18 protein-coding genes are annotated in these 18,520 nt (G+C 54.8%); 14 read left to right on the top strand and 4 right to left on the bottom strand.

The annotated features are described in order from the left end of the window. Positions 1-42 precede the first annotated feature (42 nt). Positions 43-993, top strand: a complete 951-nt coding sequence (locus ACQ0PY_RS08805) for a VirK/YbjX family protein (protein ID WP_109740089.1) — start codon at positions 43-45, stop codon at positions 991-993. On the opposite strand, the gene ACQ0PY_RS08800 is transcribed toward ACQ0PY_RS08805, so the two are convergent. Continuing rightward, on the bottom strand, positions 990-2,648 hold the full coding sequence (locus ACQ0PY_RS08800) for an ATP-dependent endonuclease (protein ID WP_043001216.1): 1,659 nt from the start codon (positions 2,646-2,648) through the stop codon (positions 990-992). The two genes, ACQ0PY_RS08805 and ACQ0PY_RS08800, sit on opposite strands and share 4 nt — an antisense overlap. A 413-nt stretch (positions 2,649-3,061) precedes the next feature. Between ACQ0PY_RS08800 and aqpZ the strand changes: the two genes are divergently transcribed. The 4 genes from aqpZ to hcr all read left to right on the top strand — a co-directional run bounded on the left by aqpZ (position 3,062) and on the right by hcr (position 7,578). Further along, positions 3,062-3,757 carry an aquaporin Z gene (gene aqpZ, locus ACQ0PY_RS08795; protein ID WP_044264251.1) on the top strand — a complete coding sequence of 232 codons (696 nt, stop codon included), beginning with the start codon at positions 3,062-3,064 and terminating at the stop codon, positions 3,755-3,757. A 146-nt stretch (positions 3,758-3,903) separates the two neighbouring features. Beyond that, the gene (locus ACQ0PY_RS08790; protein WP_090050837.1) at positions 3,904-4,803 is read left to right on the top strand and encodes a LysO family transporter; all 900 of its coding nucleotides are present in this window, start codon (positions 3,904-3,906) and stop codon (positions 4,801-4,803) included. A gap of 143 nt (positions 4,804-4,946) precedes the next feature. After that, a complete protein-coding gene (hcp, locus tag ACQ0PY_RS08785; protein ID WP_109740088.1) occupies positions 4,947-6,599 on the top strand; it encodes a hydroxylamine reductase in 1,653 nt (550 codons plus the stop codon). A 10-nt stretch (positions 6,600-6,609) separates the two neighbouring features. Beyond that, positions 6,610-7,578, top strand: coding sequence for an NADH oxidoreductase (gene hcr, locus ACQ0PY_RS08780; RefSeq protein WP_044264207.1), 969 nt, complete (start codon positions 6,610-6,612; stop codon positions 7,576-7,578). Between the two features lie 32 nt (positions 7,579-7,610). On the opposite strand, the gene ACQ0PY_RS08775 is transcribed toward hcr, so the two are convergent. Next, the gene (locus ACQ0PY_RS08775; protein WP_044327093.1) at positions 7,611-8,045 is read right to left on the bottom strand and encodes a DoxX family protein; all 435 of its coding nucleotides are present in this window, start codon (positions 8,043-8,045) and stop codon (positions 7,611-7,613) included. A 151-nt stretch (positions 8,046-8,196) separates the two neighbouring features. Here ACQ0PY_RS08775 and poxB point away from each other — a divergent pair, with 151 nt between their 5' ends. From poxB to ACQ0PY_RS08755, 4 genes are all read left to right on the top strand, one after another. After that, positions 8,197-9,915, top strand: a complete 1,719-nt coding sequence (gene poxB, locus ACQ0PY_RS08770; RefSeq protein ID WP_109740087.1) for a ubiquinone-dependent pyruvate dehydrogenase — start codon at positions 8,197-8,199, stop codon at positions 9,913-9,915. Positions 9,916-9,953: 38 nt separating this feature from the next. Beyond that, positions 9,954-10,955 carry a low-specificity L-threonine aldolase gene (gene ltaE / locus ACQ0PY_RS08765; protein WP_109740086.1) on the top strand — a complete coding sequence of 334 codons (1,002 nt, stop codon included), beginning with the start codon at positions 9,954-9,956 and terminating at the stop codon, positions 10,953-10,955. A gap of 10 nt (positions 10,956-10,965) precedes the next feature. Next, positions 10,966-12,402, top strand: a complete 1,437-nt coding sequence (locus ACQ0PY_RS08760; protein ID WP_109740085.1) for an SDR family oxidoreductase — start codon at positions 10,966-10,968, stop codon at positions 12,400-12,402. Positions 12,403-12,494: 92 nt separating this feature from the next. Then, positions 12,495-13,508 carry an NAD-dependent epimerase/dehydratase family protein gene (locus ACQ0PY_RS08755; RefSeq protein WP_043001223.1) on the top strand — a complete coding sequence of 338 codons (1,014 nt, stop codon included), beginning with the start codon at positions 12,495-12,497 and terminating at the stop codon, positions 13,506-13,508. On the opposite strand, the gene ACQ0PY_RS08750 is transcribed toward ACQ0PY_RS08755, so the two are convergent. Together ACQ0PY_RS08750 and ACQ0PY_RS08745 are read right to left on the bottom strand one after the other, a co-directional pair. Further along, the gene (locus ACQ0PY_RS08750) at positions 13,505-14,335 is read right to left on the bottom strand and encodes an N-acetylmuramoyl-L-alanine amidase (protein ID WP_109740084.1); all 831 of its coding nucleotides are present in this window, start codon (positions 14,333-14,335) and stop codon (positions 13,505-13,507) included. The genes ACQ0PY_RS08755 and ACQ0PY_RS08750 overlap by 4 nt on opposite strands. Continuing rightward, positions 14,332-14,655, bottom strand: coding sequence for a heavy metal-binding domain-containing protein (locus ACQ0PY_RS08745; protein WP_042320310.1), 324 nt, complete (start codon positions 14,653-14,655; stop codon positions 14,332-14,334). The genes ACQ0PY_RS08750 and ACQ0PY_RS08745 overlap by 4 nt, the downstream gene beginning before the upstream one ends. A gap of 128 nt (positions 14,656-14,783) precedes the next feature. Here ACQ0PY_RS08745 and ACQ0PY_RS08740 point away from each other — a divergent pair, with 128 nt between their 5' ends. The 5 genes from ACQ0PY_RS08740 (at position 14,784) to artM (ending at position 18,395) form a co-directional block, all read left to right on the top strand. Then, the gene (locus tag ACQ0PY_RS08740) at positions 14,784-15,299 is read left to right on the top strand and encodes a lipoprotein (RefSeq protein WP_043001225.1); all 516 of its coding nucleotides are present in this window, start codon (positions 14,784-14,786) and stop codon (positions 15,297-15,299) included. A 228-nt stretch (positions 15,300-15,527) separates the two neighbouring features. After that, complete coding sequence (gene artP / locus ACQ0PY_RS08735) at positions 15,528-16,256, top strand: arginine ABC transporter ATP-binding protein ArtP (RefSeq protein WP_043001226.1); 729 nt, start codon at positions 15,528-15,530, stop codon at positions 16,254-16,256. Between the two features lie 16 nt (positions 16,257-16,272). After that, a complete protein-coding gene (artI, locus tag ACQ0PY_RS08730) occupies positions 16,273-17,004 on the top strand; it encodes an arginine ABC transporter substrate-binding protein ArtI (protein WP_109740083.1) in 732 nt (243 codons plus the stop codon). A gap of 6 nt (positions 17,005-17,010) precedes the next feature. Further along, entirely contained in the window at positions 17,011-17,727 is a 717-nt protein-coding gene (gene artQ / locus ACQ0PY_RS08725) for an arginine ABC transporter permease ArtQ (protein ID WP_043001228.1), read from the top strand. Next, a complete protein-coding gene (gene artM / locus ACQ0PY_RS08720) occupies positions 17,727-18,395 on the top strand; it encodes an arginine ABC transporter permease ArtM (protein WP_109740082.1) in 669 nt (222 codons plus the stop codon). Before artQ ends, artM begins: the two co-directional genes overlap by 1 nt. Positions 18,396-18,520 lie beyond the last annotated feature (125 nt).

Below are 18,520 nucleotides of genomic sequence, written 5' to 3'. Positions count from 1 at the left end.
CGTGTTTCAATTTCCACAATCATCGCATTGCGGATTATGATCATGTCACAGATTACTGATAATACCTTTTACACTTCAGACGTTGCGTCTCCTTTACAATTATTTATGCGCCTGACAAGGGGTCAATTACTGCCGGGTAAATTCTGGCGGAAGGCCAGCTTTCGCCGTAAGTTTTTAATTCGCTCGTTACTGATGCCAAGGGCTACCCGTCAGTTGCTGGAAAACCTGACCCAATGGCCTGAGCTGAATACGCTGCTGGCCCGACAACCCCGGTTGCCAATTCGTCTGCATCGCCCGTATATGGCGGTGAATATTAAGCGCGAAACCGCGCTGACCGCGCTCTGTAGTCATTATGACCTGCTGCGTCAGTTATTCAGCCGCGAACAACTGGCCCGTTATTTAAGCCAGAACGGTCTCAATCTGGCAAAATTTGAGGCCAAAGACGGTGCGTCATTCCAGCTTGATTTAGTCAGCCTGGTCTCACTGGATAAAGAAGGTGAAAGTACCGTCGTGATCCGCGACGAGCAGATGCGTATTCTGGCAGAAATTACCTTCACATTCTGCACGCTAAACGGAAAACGTACCCTGTTTATTGGCGGCTTGCAGGGCGCGGCAAATGATGTTCCACATGAGGTCATTCAGCAGGCCACGAAAGCCTGTTACGGCCTGTTCCCCAAAAGAGTGGTAATGGAAGCGCTGTGTCAGTTCGCGCACATCGCCAGGGCGGAGCAGATTCTGGCGGTCAGCAACGAGGTGCATGTTTATCGCAGTTGGCGCTATATGGACAAAAAAACGCAAATGCATGCCGACTACGACGCCTTCTGGGCGTCCCTGGGCGGTGAAAAAACGCAAGGAGATTACTTCTCGCTGCCGCTGACCATTGCGCGAAAAAGCGAGGCGGATATCGCCAGCAAAAAACGGGCTGAATACCGCCGCCGCTATGCGCTGCTCGACAGCGTCGTCTCGCAGGTTCCGCAGTGCTTACAGGGTTAGTCCGCTCTGCCGCGCGCCAGCCACAGCACGCGGGAGAACATTTTTCTCAGCAGCGTCGGCACCGCATCCACACCTCGCCGCCCGGCTTCCATCGCCACTTCGATGGCTAAGTCGGGCTTCGATGAGCGATGGATCGCCTTCGAAATGATTTTGCGCATATTCATTGGCACATTTTCCGGGATTTGCGCCACCCGGTGAAAAACATCGGCAAACCCCTGCCGGTACATAAAGTGTTCCATATCCAGCGCTGGCAGCGTCGTCAGGTGTTCGCGCTCCTCTTCCCGGTCGTTATTCAGCAGGCTGCGCACCGTGGCGGCATATTTTTTCCCGGCTTCATCACCATCCACCAGCACGTGCCACTCAATGCCCATCCGCCGGGCGAATTTCACCAGCGGTTTAAGACCGGACTGCGCGAATTCGATCACCTTAATCCCTTCGGCATCAAAGTGATGACCGCACTGACGGGCCAGTTCGTTAATCACCCAGGTTTCTGTTTCCCCTTCCACCAGCAGCCAGCAGCGGGCAAACAGCGAGGAAGCACGGTTAAAGCGAATGTGGAACGCAATGCGTCGACCATCCTCTGCGCTCAGCCCCCCCGGTCCCAGACGCCAGGCCGCCACGCGCGAGGATTCACGCACCAGACGGCAGACATGTTCCACCGGGGTCAGCGAGAGCAACTCGCCCGAGTTGGTGGTGGTGATACGCTGAAGCGGTAGCAAATTCAGCAACTGCCACGCCACTGACAACATGATGGGATGCAGACGCGTTTCCGGATCTTCTACCAACAGCAGTGGTCTGGCGTCTTTATGCAGCCTGACCGTGCCCTTCGCCTGCAACAGCGTGGAGAACAGCCCCAACAGAATCACCCGGTGAGTACGTCCTCCCGGTTTGTCGATCATCCGGTTGATAATATCGAGATAGCGCCAGCTTCGCTGTTCGTTGGTGGAGCGTCGGCGCATTAAGCGGTGGCGGGACTGCGAAGTGCCCTGCTCGGTAAAATAGTGCTCAAGCAGTTGCACCATCGCCGAGAGTCCCTGCCGAATCTGTCCGTCGGTGAGATTCTGCGGACGCATCGCCAGTTCGCGGGCGAGAAAATCCAGTTGGCGGGCGGTGACTTCGACATCAGCAACCTCCGGCACCGTGCCGTTACGAATACGGCGCATAAACCGCGCATCGCGTAAACGCAGCACCGGCATCAGGCGCACCAGATGCCGCGCCTGTTCGTTGATATCGTCTACCGCCAGCGGATGCCCGTCACCGTCGAGAAAACTGCGCAGCGTCATCACGCTGCCATCCTCGCCACATTCGCCTTCAAGTCGATAAAAGATGCGTTGAAAACCATCGTGACACGGTGCCCAGCACGCCTCGAGCGGCCGATAGCGGCGAACCCGGTAGCGCCCAGGCTGAGATTCACGAAACGTCAGTACGATATGCAGATGATGTTCGCGGCCTTTCATATCACCAGGAGGAAACCAGAAATCATCGCGGTCAAAATGATACAACTCAGATTCGGGTGACAGCAGGAGTGTTAACGCATCCAGTAAACTTGATTTACCCCAGGCGTTCTCACCGATCAGGACGTTATTCTGCTCGAGCATCAACGACAGTCGATTGATACCGCGAAATCCCACTATCTCAACGCGTTCGAGAATCATGTATCCTCCAGAAAATCTTCACTTTCCCTTTACTCTCCTCGCAGTATAACCGCAAAACCCGGCGCGGGACGTGACAGGCATATTATTACGCAGGCTAACTGTCTGAAGGATGAACGATTTATTCTTTACTCTTTCATTCGTAATACAGAAACGCACGTTTTGCAGGATGCAAAAAATAAATCCGTTTTTGACAATCCATTTTCACAGGACTTTGCACTACACTTCCCTTAAGAGAAATCTATGGAAGGAATGACGCCGCATTGCCCTAAATCAAACTAACGGGTTTTATTTGACTAGAGAACGGATGACGATCGTTTTTAAAATAGCGAGCTATTTATTTGTCGTCATTCAGGCAGACAATAAATATTGATTGCCACTATTTTTTTGTGGTTATTTTTTACATTGAGGTGGATATGTTGAGAAAATTAGCAGCCGAATGTTTTGGTACATTTTGGCTTGTTTTTGGTGGCTGCGGCAGCGCCGTTCTGGCAGCAGCGTTTCCGGAATTAGGTATTGGTTTTGCGGGTGTTGCCCTGGCCTTCGGCCTGACCGTATTAACCATGGCCTTTGCTGTTGGCCATATTTCCGGCGGGCATTTTAATCCGGCGGTGACATTAGGTTTATGGGCTGGCGGCCGTTTCCCGGCAAAAGAGGTTATTGGCTACGTTATTGCCCAGGTAGTCGGCGGTATTATTGCAGCGGCAGTCCTGTATTTAATTGCCAGCGGTAAAGCCGGTTTTGATGCAACCGCCAGCGGTTTCGCCTCCAACGGTTATGGCGAGCACTCTCCGGGTGGCTACTCCATGCTGTCCGCGATTATTATCGAAATCGTGCTGACTGCCGGCTTCTTGCTGGTGATTCACGGCGCAACGGACAAACACGCACCAGCAGGTTTTGCGCCGATCGCTATCGGTCTGGCATTAACCCTTATCCACTTGATCAGCATTCCGGTGACCAATACGTCTGTGAACCCGGCGCGGAGTACCGCGGTCGCTATCTTCCAGGGCGGTTGGGCGTTAGAACAACTGTGGTTATTCTGGGTGATGCCAATTATTGGCGGGATTCTCGGCGGTCTTATTTACCGTACGCTGCTCGAAAAACGCGATTAATGTCAGAACACCCGACGGCGCATACCCGTCGGGTCAAACGCGCTTCAGCCGGACCTTGTCCGGCTTTTATTTTGCATCTTTACTGAACCCGCGTAATTGGGTAGTGTCATGGCGCTGTCTCGCTAATTCAAAGGACCCGGCTGTTCATGTTTTCAGGACTTCTCATCATTCTGCTTCCGCTGATAGCAGGTTATCTCATTCCGCTTCGGCACACCGCGGCATTAAAACTGATCAATCGACTATTGAGCTGGATGGTTTATCTGATTCTCTTTTTTATGGGGATCAGCCTGGCCTTTCTGGATAATCTGGCGAGCAATCTGCTGGCGATATTTCACTATTCCGCCGTTAGCATTACCGTTATTTTGCTGTGTAATATTGCCGCATTACTGTGGCTGGAACGCGCATTACCCTGGCGACATCATCATCAACAAGAGAAACTGCCCTCCCGTATCGCGATGGCGCTTGAGTCACTGAAACTGTGCGGCGTGGTGGTGGTTGGCTTTTTGCTGGGGTTGAGCGCGCTGCCCATTTTGCAACATGCCACAGAAGCAAGCGAATATACGCTGATCCTGCTGCTGTTGTTGGTTGGCATCCAGTTACGCAATAGCGGGATGACGTTAAGGCAGATTGTCCTGAACCGGCGAGGCATGATTGTGGCGGTCGTGGTCGTCGCCAGTTCCATGATTGGCGGCCTGATTAACGCGTTGATTCTCGGTCTGCCAGTGAAAACCGCGCTGGCGATGGCGTCGGGTTTTGGCTGGTACTCCCTTTCTGGTATTTTGCTGACCGAATCCTACGGTCCGGTGATCGGCAGCGCCGCGTTCTTTAACGATCTGGCGCGCGAACTGCTCGCGATTATGCTGATCCCGGGTCTGGTACGCCGCAGTCGTTCTACTGCACTGGGACTGTGTGGTGCCACATCAATGGACTTTACCCTGCCGGTGTTACAGCGTACCGGTGGGCTGGAGATGGTTCCAGCGGCGATTGTTCACGGCTTTGTCCTCAGTTTGCTGGTGCCCATTTTGATGGCTTTTTTCTCCGCTTAACGCCCTCTTTGGCGGTAGGCCACTGCCGCCAAAATTGCGCTAAATCAATCTCCCTGTAAGTTGTATCAGAAATCCCTTTTATCCCTCTGCGCACAGGCATAATCTTAAACATGTATATCAAATATAACTTTTAAGGTGTGACCATGTTTTGTGTGCAATGTGAACAAACCATCCGTACTCCGGCAGGAAACGGCTGCACTTACGCGCAGGGTATGTGCGGTAAAACGGCTGAAACCTCTGATCTGCAGGATCTGCTGATCGCCTCCCTACAAGGTCTGTCTGCATGGGCGGCTAAAGCTCGTGAATATGACATCATTAATCATGACGTTGATAACTTTGCCCCGCGTGCTTTCTTCTCCACGCTGACCAACGTTAACTTCGATTCTCCACGTATCGTCGGCTATGCACGCGACGCTATCGCGATGCGTGAAGCGCTAAAAGCCCAATGCCTGAGCGTTGACGCCAATGCGCACTGCGACAACCCAATGGCTGACCTGCAACTGGTTAGTGACGATCTGGGCGACCTGCAGCGTCAGGCCGCCGAATTTACCCCGAACAAAGACAAAGCCGCGATTGGCGAGAACATTCTCGGCCTGCGTCTGTTGTGCCTGTACGGCCTGAAAGGGGCGGCGGCCTATATGGAGCACGCGCACGTTCTCGGGAAGTACGACAACGATATCTACGCGCAGTACCATAAAATCATGGCGTGGCTGGGTACCTGGCCTTCCGATATGAACGCTCTGCTGGAGTGCTCAATGGAAATCGGCCAGATGAACTTCAAAGTGATGAGCATTCTGGATGCCGGTGAAACCACTAAATACGGCCACCCGACGCCGACCCAGGTTAACGTGAAAGCGACCGAAGGGAAGTGCATCCTGATCTCAGGTCATGACCTGAAAGATCTGTATAACCTGCTGGAACAAACCGAAGGTACTGGCGTTAACGTCTACACCCACGGTGAAATGCTGCCCGCGCACGGTTATCCGGAACTGCGTAAATTCAAACATCTGATTGGTAACTACGGTAGCGGCTGGCAGAACCAGCAGGTCGAATTCGCCCGCTTCCCTGGCCCTATCGTGATGACCTCTAACTGCATCATCGACCCGACCGTTGGCAGTTACGACGATCGTATCTGGACTCGCAGCATCGTCGGTTGGCCGGGTGTGAGCCACCTGGAAGGCGATGACTTCGGTCCGGTTATCGCGCAGGCCCAGCAAATGGCAGGCTTCCCGTACAGCGAAATTCCACACCTGATCACCGTCGGTTTCGGTCGTCAGACCCTGCTGGGCGCGGCGGACACCCTGATCGATCTGGTGAGCCGTGAAAAACTGCGTCACATCTTCCTGGTTGGCGGCTGTGACGGCGCACGCGGCGAACGTAACTACTTCACCGATTTCGCCACCAGCGTACCGGATGATTGCCTGATCCTGACCCTGGCCTGCGGTAAATATCGCTTCAACAAGCTGGAGTTCGGCGATATCGAAGGCCTGCCGCGTCTGGTTGATGCCGGTCAGTGTAACGATGCGTACTCCGCTATCATTCTGGCAGTGACGCTGGCAGAGAAACTGGGCTGTGGCGTAAACGACCTGCCGCTGTCGCTGGTACTCTCCTGGTTTGAACAGAAAGCGATTGTCATTCTGCTGACCCTGCTGTCTCTCGGTGTGAAAAACATCGTTACTGGCCCGACGGCGCCTGGTTTCTTCACGCCGGATCTGCTGGCGGTACTCAACGAGAAATTTGGTCTACGTTCCGTGACCACCGTTGAAGAAGACATGAAGCAGTTGCTGAGCGCGTAAGGAGTAAAAAATGACAATGCCAACTCATCAGTGCCCATGGCGGATGCAGGTTCATCACATCCATCAGGAAACGCCGGATGTATGGACAATTTCGTTGCTGTGCCACGACTATTATCCGTATCGCGCCGGGCAGTATGCACTGATCAGCGTGCGTAATTCTGCGGAAACGCTGCGCGCTTACACGCTCTCTTCAACGCCGGGCGTCAGCGAGTACATTACGCTGACCGTTCGCCGGATTGACGACGGTGCGGGCTCACAGTGGTTAACCCGCGACGTGAAGCGCGGCGACTACCTCTGGCTGTCCGATGCAATGGGCGATTTCATCTGCGAAGACAAAGCCGATGATAAGTTCCTGATGCTGGCAGCCGGTTGTGGCGTCACGCCGATCATGTCGATGCGCCGCTGGTTGGCGAAGTACCGTCCGCATGCTGACGTACAGGTGATCTTCAACGTGCGCTCGCCGCAGGATGTCATTTTTGCCGAAGAATGGCGTCAGTATCCGGTCACGCTGGTGGCGGAAAACAACGCCACGGCCGGTTTTGTCGCCGGTCGCCTGACCACTGCGCTGTTGCAACAGGTACCGGATCTGGCCTCCCGCACGGTGATGACCTGTGGCCCGGCGCCGTATATGGATCTGGTCGAGCGGGAAGTGAAAGCGCTGGGCGTCACGCGCTTCTTTAAAGAACAGTTCTTCACCCCGGTAGCGGAAGCGGTAACCAGCGGTCTGAAATTCACTAAGCTGCAGCCAGCGAAAGAATTTTACGCGCCGGTCGGTACGACGCTGCTGGATGCGCTGGAAAGCAACAAGGTGCCCGTCACCGTTGCCTGCCGCGCGGGCGTCTGCGGTTGCTGTAAAACCAAAGTGGTTTCCGGCGACTATACGGTCAGCAGCACCATGACGCTAACCGATGCTGAAATCGCCGAAGGCTACGTACTGGCCTGCTCCTGTCACCCGCAGGGCGACTTAGTGCTCGCCTGAGTCAACAAAGCCCGGTTCGTCCGGGCTTTTTTTTACCGCCAGGCTGAATTACCCGCAACCGAAAACCGTCCCGCACCGAGAAACGCCACCGCCAGTGCGCCGATAAAGAAATAGACCAGACTTTCAATTGCCCATGCGCCAGTTTTATCCAGCGCCCAGGTTTCATTCATCCCGACCATCAGCCACGCCACAATCATGGTGAATGCCAGCACCAGCGCCGCCGGACGCGTCAGGATCCCGAGAATAATCAGACAAGGCGCAATCACTTCCCCCACCAGTACGCCGTACGCAATAAAGCCCGGTAATCCTTTAGCAATCAGCATTCCGCTAATGCCATCAATCCCGGCAAACAGCTTATGCAGCCCGTGAAACAGCATCAATCCCCCAACCGCCAGGCGTAATAAAAACTTGCCAAAATCCTCGTGCGTCAGCATCCGATTCACTGCATTTAACAATGTGGTAAGCATCTGAATTTACCCCTGGTTCACTCTGATTTTTTCACGCTACGCGTTATCCCCCCTGAAAGGAAGCCGCTGAAAATAAGGGGGTGCCACGCAGCGTAATCACTATCTTCATCTAAACTTGTAACCGGTATCACAATTAAGGAGATGGAAAACCATGAAACAAACGGTTGCCGCTTTTATTGCTAAAACACTGGAACAGGCAGGTGTGAAACGTATCTGGGGCGTGACGGGCGATTCGCTGAACGGCCTGAGCGACAGCCTCAATCGCATGGGAACGATTGAGTGGATGTCGACCCGTCATGAAGAAGTTGCCGCGTTTGCGGCGGGTGCGGAGGCGCAACTGACCGGTGAACTGGCGGTTTGCGCAGGGTCTTGTGGACCCGGTAACCTGCATCTGATCAACGGTCTGTTTGATTGTCATCGTAACCACGTCCCGGTGCTGGCCATCGCCGCCCACATTCCGTCCAGCGAAATTGGCAGCGGCTATTTCCAGGAGACGCACCCACAGGAACTGTTCCGCGAATGTAGCCACTATTGCGAGCTTGTTTCCAGCCCGGAACAGATCCCCCAGGTCCTGGCGATTGCCATGCGCAAAGCGGTGCTCAATCGCGGCGTCTCGGTGGTGGTATTACCAGGCGATGTGGCATTAAAACCGGCGCCAGAAAGCGCCAGCAGCCACTGGTATCACGCGCCCTTACCGATCGTCACGCCCGCAGAAGAAGAGTTAAGAAAGCTGGCCCAACTGTTACGCTACTCCAGCAACATCGCCCTGATGTGCGGCAGCGGCTGCGCGGGTGCGCATAAAGAACTGGTCGAGTTTGCCGCCAAAATTAAGGCCCCTATCGTTCACTCCCTGCGCGGTAAAGAACATGTCGAATACGACAACCCATATGATGTGGGGATGACCGGATTGATCGGCTTCTCATCCGGCTTCCATACCATGATGAATGCCGATACGCTGGTGCTACTCGGTACGCAGTTCCCTTACCGCGCGTTCTACCCAACCGACGCCAAAATTATTCAGATTGATATCAACCCCGCCAGTATCGGCGCGCACAGTAAGGTCGATATGGCGCTGGTAGGCGATATCAAAGCCACGCTGACGGCACTGCTGCCGCTGGTGGAAGAGAAAACCGAACGTAAATTCCTCGATAAGGCATTGAGCGATTATCGCGATGCGCGTAAGGGCCTCGACGATCTTGCCAAACCCAGCGAAAAGGCGATCCACCCGCAGTACCTGGCGCAACAAATCAGCCATTTTGCCGCCGATGACGCCATCTTTACCTGCGACGTCGGTACGCCGACGGTATGGGCCGCCCGCTACCTGAAAATGAACGGCAAGCGCCGTCTGTTGGGCTCGTTTAACCACGGTTCGATGGCTAACGCCATGCCGCAGGCGCTGGGCGCACAGGCCACCGCACCGGGACGTCAGGTCATTGCCATGTGCGGCGACGGCGGATTCAGTATGCTGATGGGGGATTTCCTGTCGGTGGTCCAGATGAAGCTCCCGGTCAAAATCGTGGTCTTTAACAACAGCGTGCTGGGCTTTGTGGCGATGGAGATGAAGGCCGGTGGTTATCTCACTGACGGTACGGAGTTGCACGACACTAATTTTGCGCGCATTGCCGAAGCGTGCGGCATCACCGGTATTCGGGTGGAAAAAGCCGCAGACGTTGATGAAGCACTACAGCGCGCCCTGTCAATCGACGGCCCGGTGCTGGTGGATGTAGTTGTTGCAAAAGAAGAACTGGCCATTCCGCCGCAGATCAAACTGGAGCAGGCCAAAGGCTTCAGCCTGTATATGCTGCGCGCCATCATCAGCGGTCGCGGCGATGAGGTGATCGAACTGGCAAAAACCAACTGGCTCAGGTAAAACAATGCACATCGCCTTTCAAACAATAGGGATGTGCAATGATTGATCTACGCAGTGATACCGTCACCCGTCCGAGTCGCGCCATGCTTGAAGAAATGATGGCCGCCCCGGTGGGGGACGACGTGTACGGGGATGACCCTACCGTTAACGCTCTCCAGCACTACGCCGCTGACCTTTCAGGTAAAGAAGCGGCGTTATTTTTACCCACCGGCACCCAGGCCAACCTCGTGGCGCTACTGAGCCACTGCGAGCGTGGCGAAGAGTATATCGCCGGTCAGGGGGCACATAACTATCTGTATGAAGCCGGCGGCGCGGCGGTGCTCGGCAGCATTCAGCCGCAGCCGATTGACGCTGCGCCAGACGGAACGTTACCGCTGGATAAAGTCGCCGCCAAAATAAAGGCAGATGACATCCACTTTGCCCGTACCCGCCTGCTAAGCCTCGAAAATACCCACAACGGCAAAGTCCTGTCACGAGAGTATCTGAAAGAGGCATGGGAATTTACCCGTGAGCGCGGTCTGGCGCTGCATGTCGATGGCGCACGTATTTTTAACGCTGTCGTGGCGTACGACTGTGAACTCAAAGAGGTCGTGCAGTATTGCGACTCCTTTACCATCTGCCTGTCCAAAGGGCTGGGGACGCCGGTCGGATCGCTACTGGTCGGCAGCCGCGATTACATCAAGCGCGCCATCCGCTGGCGCAAAATGACCGGCGGCGGCATGCGTCAGGCCGGTATCCTGGCGGCAGCTGGACTGTATGCCCTGAAAAATAACGTTGCGCGCCTGCAGGACGATCACGACAACGCGGCCTGGCTTGCAGAGCAGCTACGGGAAGCCGGGGCGGACGTGATGCGTCACGACACCAATATGCTGTTTGTCCGCGTCGGTGAGGCCAACGCCGTAGCGCTGGGTGAATACATGAAGGCACAGGGCGTGCTGATCAACGCGTCGCCGATTGTCCGTCTGGTGACCCATCTGGATGTTTCACGGGAACAGCTTGCTGATGTCGTCGCCCACTGGCGCGCGTTCCTGACTCGTTAAGGAGAGAGATGTGCCGCAACGCATAGTGGTTCTTGGCGCCAGTGGTTACATTGGTCAACATCTGGTGCAGGCGCTCAGCCAGCAAGGACATCAGGTACTGGCGGTGGCACGTCGCATTGAACGGCTGGACAAACAGCAGTTGCCCAACGTCAGCTGTCATAAGGTCGATCTGAACTGGCCGACGCAGCTTGCGTCTCTGTTGACGAATGTTGATACCGTCTACTATCTGGTACACGGTATGGGAGAAGGCGGCGATTTCATTGCCCATGAGCGTCAGGTCGCGCTTAACGTGCGTGATGCTCTGCGTGAAACGCCGGTCGGGCAACTGATTTTTCTCAGCTCCTTGCAGGCGCCGGAACACGAGCAGTCTGACCACCTGCGGGCGCGGCAGATCACCGCCGATACCCTGCGCGAGTCTGGCGTACCGGTAACGGAACTGCGCGCCGGGATCATCGTCGGAGCCGGTTCCGCCGCTTTTGAAGTGATGCGCGACATGGTCTACAACCTGCCGGTGCTGACCCCGCCGCGCTGGGTGCGCTCACGTACCACGCCCATCGCGCTGGAAAACCTGCTGCATTATCTGGTGGCCTTGCTGGATCACCCGTCCCGTGAGCATCGGATCTTTGAAGCCGCCGGGCCACAGGTGCTTAGCTATCAGCAGCAGTTCGAACATTTCATGACGGTGAGCGGCAAGCATCGCTGGCTTATCCCCATCCCCTTTCCCACCCGTTGGATTTCCGTCTGGTTCCTGAATGTCATCACCTCGGTGCCGCCTACCACCGCGAAAGCGTTGATACAGGGCCTCAGACACGATCTGCTGGCCGATGACAGCGAACTACGGGCGTTGATACCCCAAAAGCTTATCGCCTTTGACGATGCTGTACGCAGCACGCTGAAGGAAGAGGAGAAACTGGTGAACTCCAGCGACTGGGGTTACGACGCGCAGGCGTTTGCCCGCTGGCGACCGGAATACGGTTTTTTCGCCAAACAGGCCGGGTTTACCGTAAAGACATCCGCCAGATTGCCGGCGTTGTGGCGGGTAGTGAACCGTCTTGGCGGCAAAGAGGGCTATTTCTTTGGCAATGGATTGTGGAAGATCCGGGCCGCGCTGGATCTGCTAGTCGGGCATCGGCTGGCAAAAGGTCGCCCTGAACACGAACTGCTTCAACCGGGCGATACTGTAGACAGTTGGAAAGTGATTATCGTCGAGCCAGAAAAACAGCTCGCGCTGCTGTTTGGCATGAAAGCGCCAGGCCTGGGACGGCTGAGCTTTACCCTTGACGATAAGGGCGATCATCGCGAAATTGACGTGCGTGCCTGGTGGCATCCGCACGGTATGCCAGGGCTTTTCTACTGGCTGCTGATGATCCCGGCGCACCTGTTTATTTTCCGGGGGATGGCAAAGAAAATTGCCAGACTTGCAGAACAAATCACAGATAAATCGTAAAAACTTACTGTATTGTTTCATGTTTCCCATTGCATACCGACGTAATTCACGGAAGAATGCGCACGACGTTTTATTAAACACAGTGGACTGATATGAAGGTACTGGTTACCGGCGCAACCAGCGGCTTAGGACGAAACGCGGTTGAGTTTTTGCGCAACAAAGGCATCAGCGTCAGAGCGACCGGTCGCAACGAAGCGATGGGTAAACTGCTCGAAAAAATGGGCGCGGAGTTTGTGCATGCGGATCTGACCGAGCTGGTCTCTTCGCAGGCGAAGGTTATGCTTGCGGGCATCGATACGCTGTGGCACTGCTCAAGTTTCACCTCACCCTGGGGAACTCAGGAAGCCTTTGATCTGGCAAACGTACGTGCGACCCGCCGTCTTGGCGAATGGGCCGTCGCATGGGGCGTGCGTAACTTTGTTCATATTTCCTCTCCATCGCTTTATTTCGATTATCACCATCATCGCGATATCAAAGAAGATTTTCGCCCGCACCGCTTTGCCAACGAATTTGCCCGCAGCAAAGCCGCTGGCGAAGAGGTCATCAGCCTGCTGGCCCAGGCCAACCCGCAGACCCGGTTTACGGTGTTGCGCCCACAGAGCCTGTTTGGCCCACACGACAAAGTGTTTATTCCCCGTCTGGCGCACATGATGCACCACTACGGCAGCGTGCTGTTGCCGCACGGCGGCAGCGCGATGGTCGATATGACCTACTATGAGAACGCAATCCACGCGATGTGGCTGGCGAGTCAGGAACTGTGCGACAGCCTGCCGTCCGGTCGGGTGTACAACATCACCAACGGCGAACCCAGAACCCTGCGCAGTATCGTGCAAAAGCTGATTGATGAACTGAATATTCACTGCCGGATCCGTTCCGTGCCCTATCCGATGCTGGATATGATTGCCCGCAGCCTGGAGCACTTTGGCAATAAGTCTGCCAAAGAGCCGGCGTTAACCCACTACGGGGTGTCGAAGCTGAATTTCGATTTTACGCTGGATATCAGCCGTGCCGAAACGGAACTGGGGTATAAGCCGGTGGTGACGCTGGATGAAGGCATTGTGAAAACGGCCGCGTGGTTGCGCGACCACGGAAAACTGCATCGCTAACCTTGCCCATACTTTTCCAGTAACGCCTCAGCAATCGCCTGCGTTTCGGCATCGGCAACGCCGTTCCACAACGTCGGGCGGAAGTGCATCTGAAACGCCATCACAACGCGCTGCTGTTCACGCGCGGTCATTTCAGGCTTCACCTCATACCCATAACGCGACAACAGATCCAGCAGTGAGGCCATCTCAACGGGCGTATGCGGCGCCCGCCCAGCGAGGTAGAAATTTACCCGCTGCGCATCGGGCCAGGCGCCAATGCCTTGTGCTGCCAGCGCTCGCCAGGGAAACAGCGGACCGGGATCGTCTTTTCGCTGTGGGGCAATATCCGCATGCGCGACCACGTTCTGTGGCTTGATGTCGTAACGGGCGATAATGTCTTTTGCCAGCGGGATCAGCGCCTGAATCTGCGCAGGCTCAAACGGGGCAAAATATTTATCACCCGCCGATTTTTGCCAGCCGCGATTTTCCAGCTCAATGCCAATCGAGGTGTCGTTGATGCGCGTCGCGCCGCGCCAGAAACTGATACCGGCATGCCACGCCAGATCCTGTTCCGACACCAGTTGCCAGATACGCGGTTTACCGCGATGCAACGGCGGCACGGACGGGATCAGATAATGCGAACTGACGTTTTTATCCGTCAGCGTCGCCAGCGAGCTATCGAAGTCATCCGCGGTATAGTGGATCACCAACACTTTGATGCGCGGATATGCCGCCTGCGCCTGATGACGGGTATCAAGCTGATAACCGTCTTTATCAACGATCCCTTTTTCGCCCGCGCATCCCGTCAGCAGTAACGCAAAGGCCGCCAGCCATAACCCCTTTCTCATCGACGCGTTTTCACCGCCGTCCCGCTGACGCTGACCATCAGCATGCTGCTGTCTTTGCCGACCGTTTCATAATCGATATCAATGCCCACGACGGCGTCAGCGCCCAGCGCTTTCGCCTGCTCGCCCAGCTCTGCGAAAGCAATTTCACGCGCTTTGCGTAACTCTTTTTCGTAAGCGCCTGAACGACCGCCGACGATATCGCGGATACCGGCAAAAAAGTCCCGGAAAATATTCGCGCCCAGAATGGCTTCGCCTGTGACCACACCGCAGTATTCCACGATGCTTTGTCCTTCGAGCGTGGGGGTTGTCGAAAATTGCATGATGTCTCTCCTGGTTACATTCAGCACATTATCAGCGCCATACACTATCATTGAAAGGATATAATTGATTATCGTAGATGACTGTTATCTTAGAAGACTCATGGCAGAACGCTTATAAGGAAATCACTATGCGCTATTCGAAACTCTCCCTGCTCATCCCTTGCGCGCTGCTGCTCAGCGCCTGCACTACCGTCACGCCAGCCTATAAAGACAACGGGCCGCGTGCGGGGGCCTGTGTGGATGGCGGCCCGGACAGTGTGGCTCAACAATTCTATGACTATCGTATCCAGCACCGCAGTAATGATCTCACCGCCCTGCGCCCTTATCTGAGCGACAGCCTGGCGAAACTGCTGTCGGATGCCAGTCGTGACAGTGCGCATCGTCAATTGATGAGCAGCGATCCGTTCTCCAGCCGCGCCACGCCGCCGGACAGCGCCAGTGTTGCCAGCGCCTCGACCATTCCGAATAGTGATGCACGAAACATCCCGCTACGCGTTGCGCTGAAACAGGGCGATCAGAACTGGCAGGATGAAGTGCTGATGATCCGTGAAGGCCAGTGCTGGGTCATTGATGATGTTCGCTATCTCGGCGGCAGCGTGCATGCCCCGGCCGGTACGCTTCGTCAGTCGGTTGAAAACCGTTAATCTCTCCGCTTAAACGCGCTAAAAATTGTCCCCCCGTAAATTGTCCGGCATTCTGCATGGAATGCCGACAATTGTTCTTACCGACCTTCCCCCTCGCTATTTTGTGCTATGTTTAATGAGAAATGCGCGTTATATTTAACTTTTAAAGCATAAATATTGCATAACTATTCTGTCAAAGGTACTATCTGCGGCTTCAATAGCTATCAGACGGCCAGTATACGAGCATCAATGAGTATTCAATTAAACGGCATTAACTGCTTCTACGGCGCGCATCAGGCGCTGTTCGATATCACGCTGGATTGCCCGCAGGGTGAAACACTGGTGTTACTGGGCCCAAGCGGGGCCGGTAAAAGCTCACTGCTGCGGGTACTCAATCTGCTTGAGATGCCGCGTTCCGGTACGCTTAACATTGCGGGAAATCACTTCGATTTCCGCAAGACGCCGTCAGATAAAGCAATTCGCGAGCTGCGTCAGAACGTCGGAATGGTCTTTCAGCAATACAATCTTTGGCCGCACCTCACCGTGCAACAGAATCTGATTGAGGCACCCTGCCGCGTGCTGGGTCTGTCGAAAGATCAGGCACTGGCGCGCGCCGAAAAGCTGCTTGAACGCCTGCGCCTGAAACCTTACAGCGATCGTTATCCGCTGCATCTCTCTGGCGGACAACAGCAGCGTGTGGCCATTGCCCGCGCGTTGATGATGGAGCCGCAGGTGTTGCTGTTTGATGAACCCACCGCCGCGCTGGACCCGGAAATTACCGCGCAGATCGTCAGCATCATTCGTGAACTGGCGGAAACTAAAATTACACAAGTGATCGTGACGCACGAAGTGGAAGTGGCGCGTAAAACCGCCAGCCGCGTCGTGTATATGGAAAACGGTCATATCGTCGAGCAGGGTAATGCGAGTTGCTTTGCCGACCCGCAGACCGAAGCATTTAAAAACTATCTCTCTCACTAAGATTCGGGACAACACAATGAAAAAAGTTCTGATTGCCGCGCTTATCGCAGGCTTTAGCCTTTCCGCTACAGCAGCCCAGACCATTCGTTTTGCGACCGAAGCGTCCTATCCTCCGTTTGAATCCATGGACGCTAATAACAAGATTGTCGGCTTTGATGTCGATCTGGCCAATGCGCTGTGTAAAGAGATCGACGCGACCTGTACCTTTACCAACCAGGCATTTGACAGCCTGATCCCAAGCCTGAAATTCCGCCGTTTCGACGCGGTGATGGCCGGGATGGATATCACGCCCGAGCGTGAAAAACAGGTACTATTCACGACCCCTTACTATGACAACTCCGCGCTGTTCATTGGTCAGCAGGGTAAATTCACTGGCGTTGATCAGCTGAAAGGCAAGAAAGTGGGCGTGCAGAATGGCACCACTCACCAGAAATTCATCATGGATAAGCACCCGGAAATCACTACCGTTCCGTATGACAGCTACCAGAATGCGAAACTGGATCTGCAAAACGGCCGTATTGACAGTGTGTTCGGTGATACCGCGGTGGTCACAGAGTGGCTGAATGACAATCCGAAGCTGGCGCCGGTTGGCGATAAAGTGACGGATAAAGATTACTTCGGCACCGGCCTCGGCATCGCCGTACGCCAGGGCAATGAGGAACTGCAGCAGAAATTCAACACTGCGCTGGAAAAAGTGAAGAAAGATGGGACTTACGAGACCATCTATAACAAATGGTTCCAGAAGTAAGCCTTGATGAACGAATTTTTCCCACTTGCAAGCGCCGCCGGGATGACCGTCGGCCTTGCCGTTTGTGCACTGATCCTCGGCCTGGCGCTGGCAATGCTTTTCGCCGTCTGGGAGTCAGTGAAATGGCGTCCTGTCGCGTGGACGGGTTCCGCGCTGGTCACCATTTTACGCGGCCTGCCGGAAATTCTGGTGGTGCTGTTTATCTATTTCGGCTCCTCTCAACTGCTGCTGATGCTCTCTGATGGCTTTACGATCAATCTGGGCGTCGTGCAGATTCCGGTACGAATGGAGATCGAAAACTTCGACGTCAGCCCCTTCCTGTGTGGGGTGATTGCCCTCTCTCTGCTCTACGCAGCCTATGCGTCTCAAACGTTGCGCGGCGCGCTAAAAGCGGTACCGCTGGGGCAGTGGGAATCCGGCCAGGCGTTGGGACTGTCGAAGACCGCCATTTTCTTCCGGCTGGTGATGCCGCAAATGTGGCGTCATGCGCTGCCGGGGCTGGGCAACCAGTGGCTGGTATTGCTGAAAGATACCGCGCTGGTGAGCCTCATCAGCGTCAACGACCTGATGCTGCAAACCAAGAGTATCGCCACGCGAACCCAGGAACCGTTTAACTGGTACATTATCGCTGCGGCGATCTACCTGGTGATTACGCTGGTGAGCCAGTACATTCTCAAACGCATTGACCTGCGCGCGACACGTTTTGAGCGGAGACCAGGCTGATGTTTGAGTATTTACCTGAACTGCTGAAAGGACTGCATACCAGCCTGACCCTGACGGTGGCATCCATTGTCGTTGCCCTGATTCTGGCGTTGATTTTCACGATTGTTCTGACGTTGAAAACGCCGGTGGTAGTCTGGCTGGTGCGTGGCTATATCACGCTGTTTACCGGTACGCCGCTGCTGGTTCAGATCTTCTTGATCTACTACGGACCGGGTCAGTTTCCGTCTCTGCAGGAGTATCCGGTTCTGTGGCATCTGCTGTCAGAGCCGTGGTTGTGCGCCTTGATTGCACTGTCGCTGAACAGCGCAGCTTATACCACTCAACTGTTCTACGGGGCGATTCGCGCGATTCCGGAAGGCCAGTGGCAGTCCTGCGGCGCGCTGGGGATGAGCAAGAAAGACACGCTGGCAATCCTGTTGCCGTATGCCTTTAAACGCGCCCTCTCCTCGTATTCCAACGAAGTGGTGCTGGTGTTCAAAAGTACCTCTCTGGCATATACCATCACGCTGATGGAAGTGATGGGTTATGGTCAGCTGCTGTACGGTCGCACCTATGATGTGATGGTGTTCGGCGCAGCGGGAGTTATCTATCTGATCGTCAACGGCCTGTTGACGTTAATGATGCGTCTGATCGAGCGCAAAGCGCTGGTATTCGAACGTCGAAACTAAGCACTTTATTGCATAAATCACAAGCAACAAGACGGACAAGTTTCTAACCTGTCCGTCTTTTTTTATTTATCACAAAATAGTTAATCGTTTTTATTGCATACAAATTCATTTACTGGCATTGTAAA

Source organism: Citrobacter sp. LST-B2, assembly GCF_057983045.1.
This window is presented reverse-complemented; position numbering and strand designations above follow the sequence as displayed.

Coding starts and splice junctions, on each gene's coding strand:
- ACQ0PY_RS08805 (WP_109740089.1), top strand. CDS start 43: ATGTCACAGATTACTGATAATACCTTTTACACTTCAGACGTTGCGTCT.
- ACQ0PY_RS08800 (WP_043001216.1), bottom strand. CDS start 2,648: ATGATTCTCGAACGCGTTGAGATAGTGGGATTTCGCGGTATCAATCGA.
- aqpZ (WP_044264251.1), top strand. CDS start 3,062: ATGTTGAGAAAATTAGCAGCCGAATGTTTTGGTACATTTTGGCTTGTT.
- ACQ0PY_RS08790 (WP_090050837.1), top strand. CDS start 3,904: ATGTTTTCAGGACTTCTCATCATTCTGCTTCCGCTGATAGCAGGTTAT.
- hcp (WP_109740088.1), top strand. CDS start 4,947: ATGTTTTGTGTGCAATGTGAACAAACCATCCGTACTCCGGCAGGAAAC.
- hcr (WP_044264207.1), top strand. CDS start 6,610: ATGACAATGCCAACTCATCAGTGCCCATGGCGGATGCAGGTTCATCAC.
- ACQ0PY_RS08775 (WP_044327093.1), bottom strand. CDS start 8,045: ATGCTTACCACATTGTTAAATGCAGTGAATCGGATGCTGACGCACGAG.
- poxB (WP_109740087.1), top strand. CDS start 8,197: ATGAAACAAACGGTTGCCGCTTTTATTGCTAAAACACTGGAACAGGCA.
- ltaE (WP_109740086.1), top strand. CDS start 9,954: ATGATTGATCTACGCAGTGATACCGTCACCCGTCCGAGTCGCGCCATG.
- ACQ0PY_RS08755 (WP_043001223.1), top strand. CDS start 12,495: ATGAAGGTACTGGTTACCGGCGCAACCAGCGGCTTAGGACGAAACGCG.
- ACQ0PY_RS08750 (WP_109740084.1), bottom strand. CDS start 14,335: ATGAGAAAGGGGTTATGGCTGGCGGCCTTTGCGTTACTGCTGACGGGA.
- ACQ0PY_RS08745 (WP_042320310.1), bottom strand. CDS start 14,655: ATGCAATTTTCGACAACCCCCACGCTCGAAGGACAAAGCATCGTGGAA.
- ACQ0PY_RS08740 (WP_043001225.1), top strand. CDS start 14,784: ATGCGCTATTCGAAACTCTCCCTGCTCATCCCTTGCGCGCTGCTGCTC.
- artP (WP_043001226.1), top strand. CDS start 15,528: ATGAGTATTCAATTAAACGGCATTAACTGCTTCTACGGCGCGCATCAG.
- artI (WP_109740083.1), top strand. CDS start 16,273: ATGAAAAAAGTTCTGATTGCCGCGCTTATCGCAGGCTTTAGCCTTTCC.
- artQ (WP_043001228.1), top strand. CDS start 17,011: ATGAACGAATTTTTCCCACTTGCAAGCGCCGCCGGGATGACCGTCGGC.
- artM (WP_109740082.1), top strand. CDS start 17,727: ATGTTTGAGTATTTACCTGAACTGCTGAAAGGACTGCATACCAGCCTG.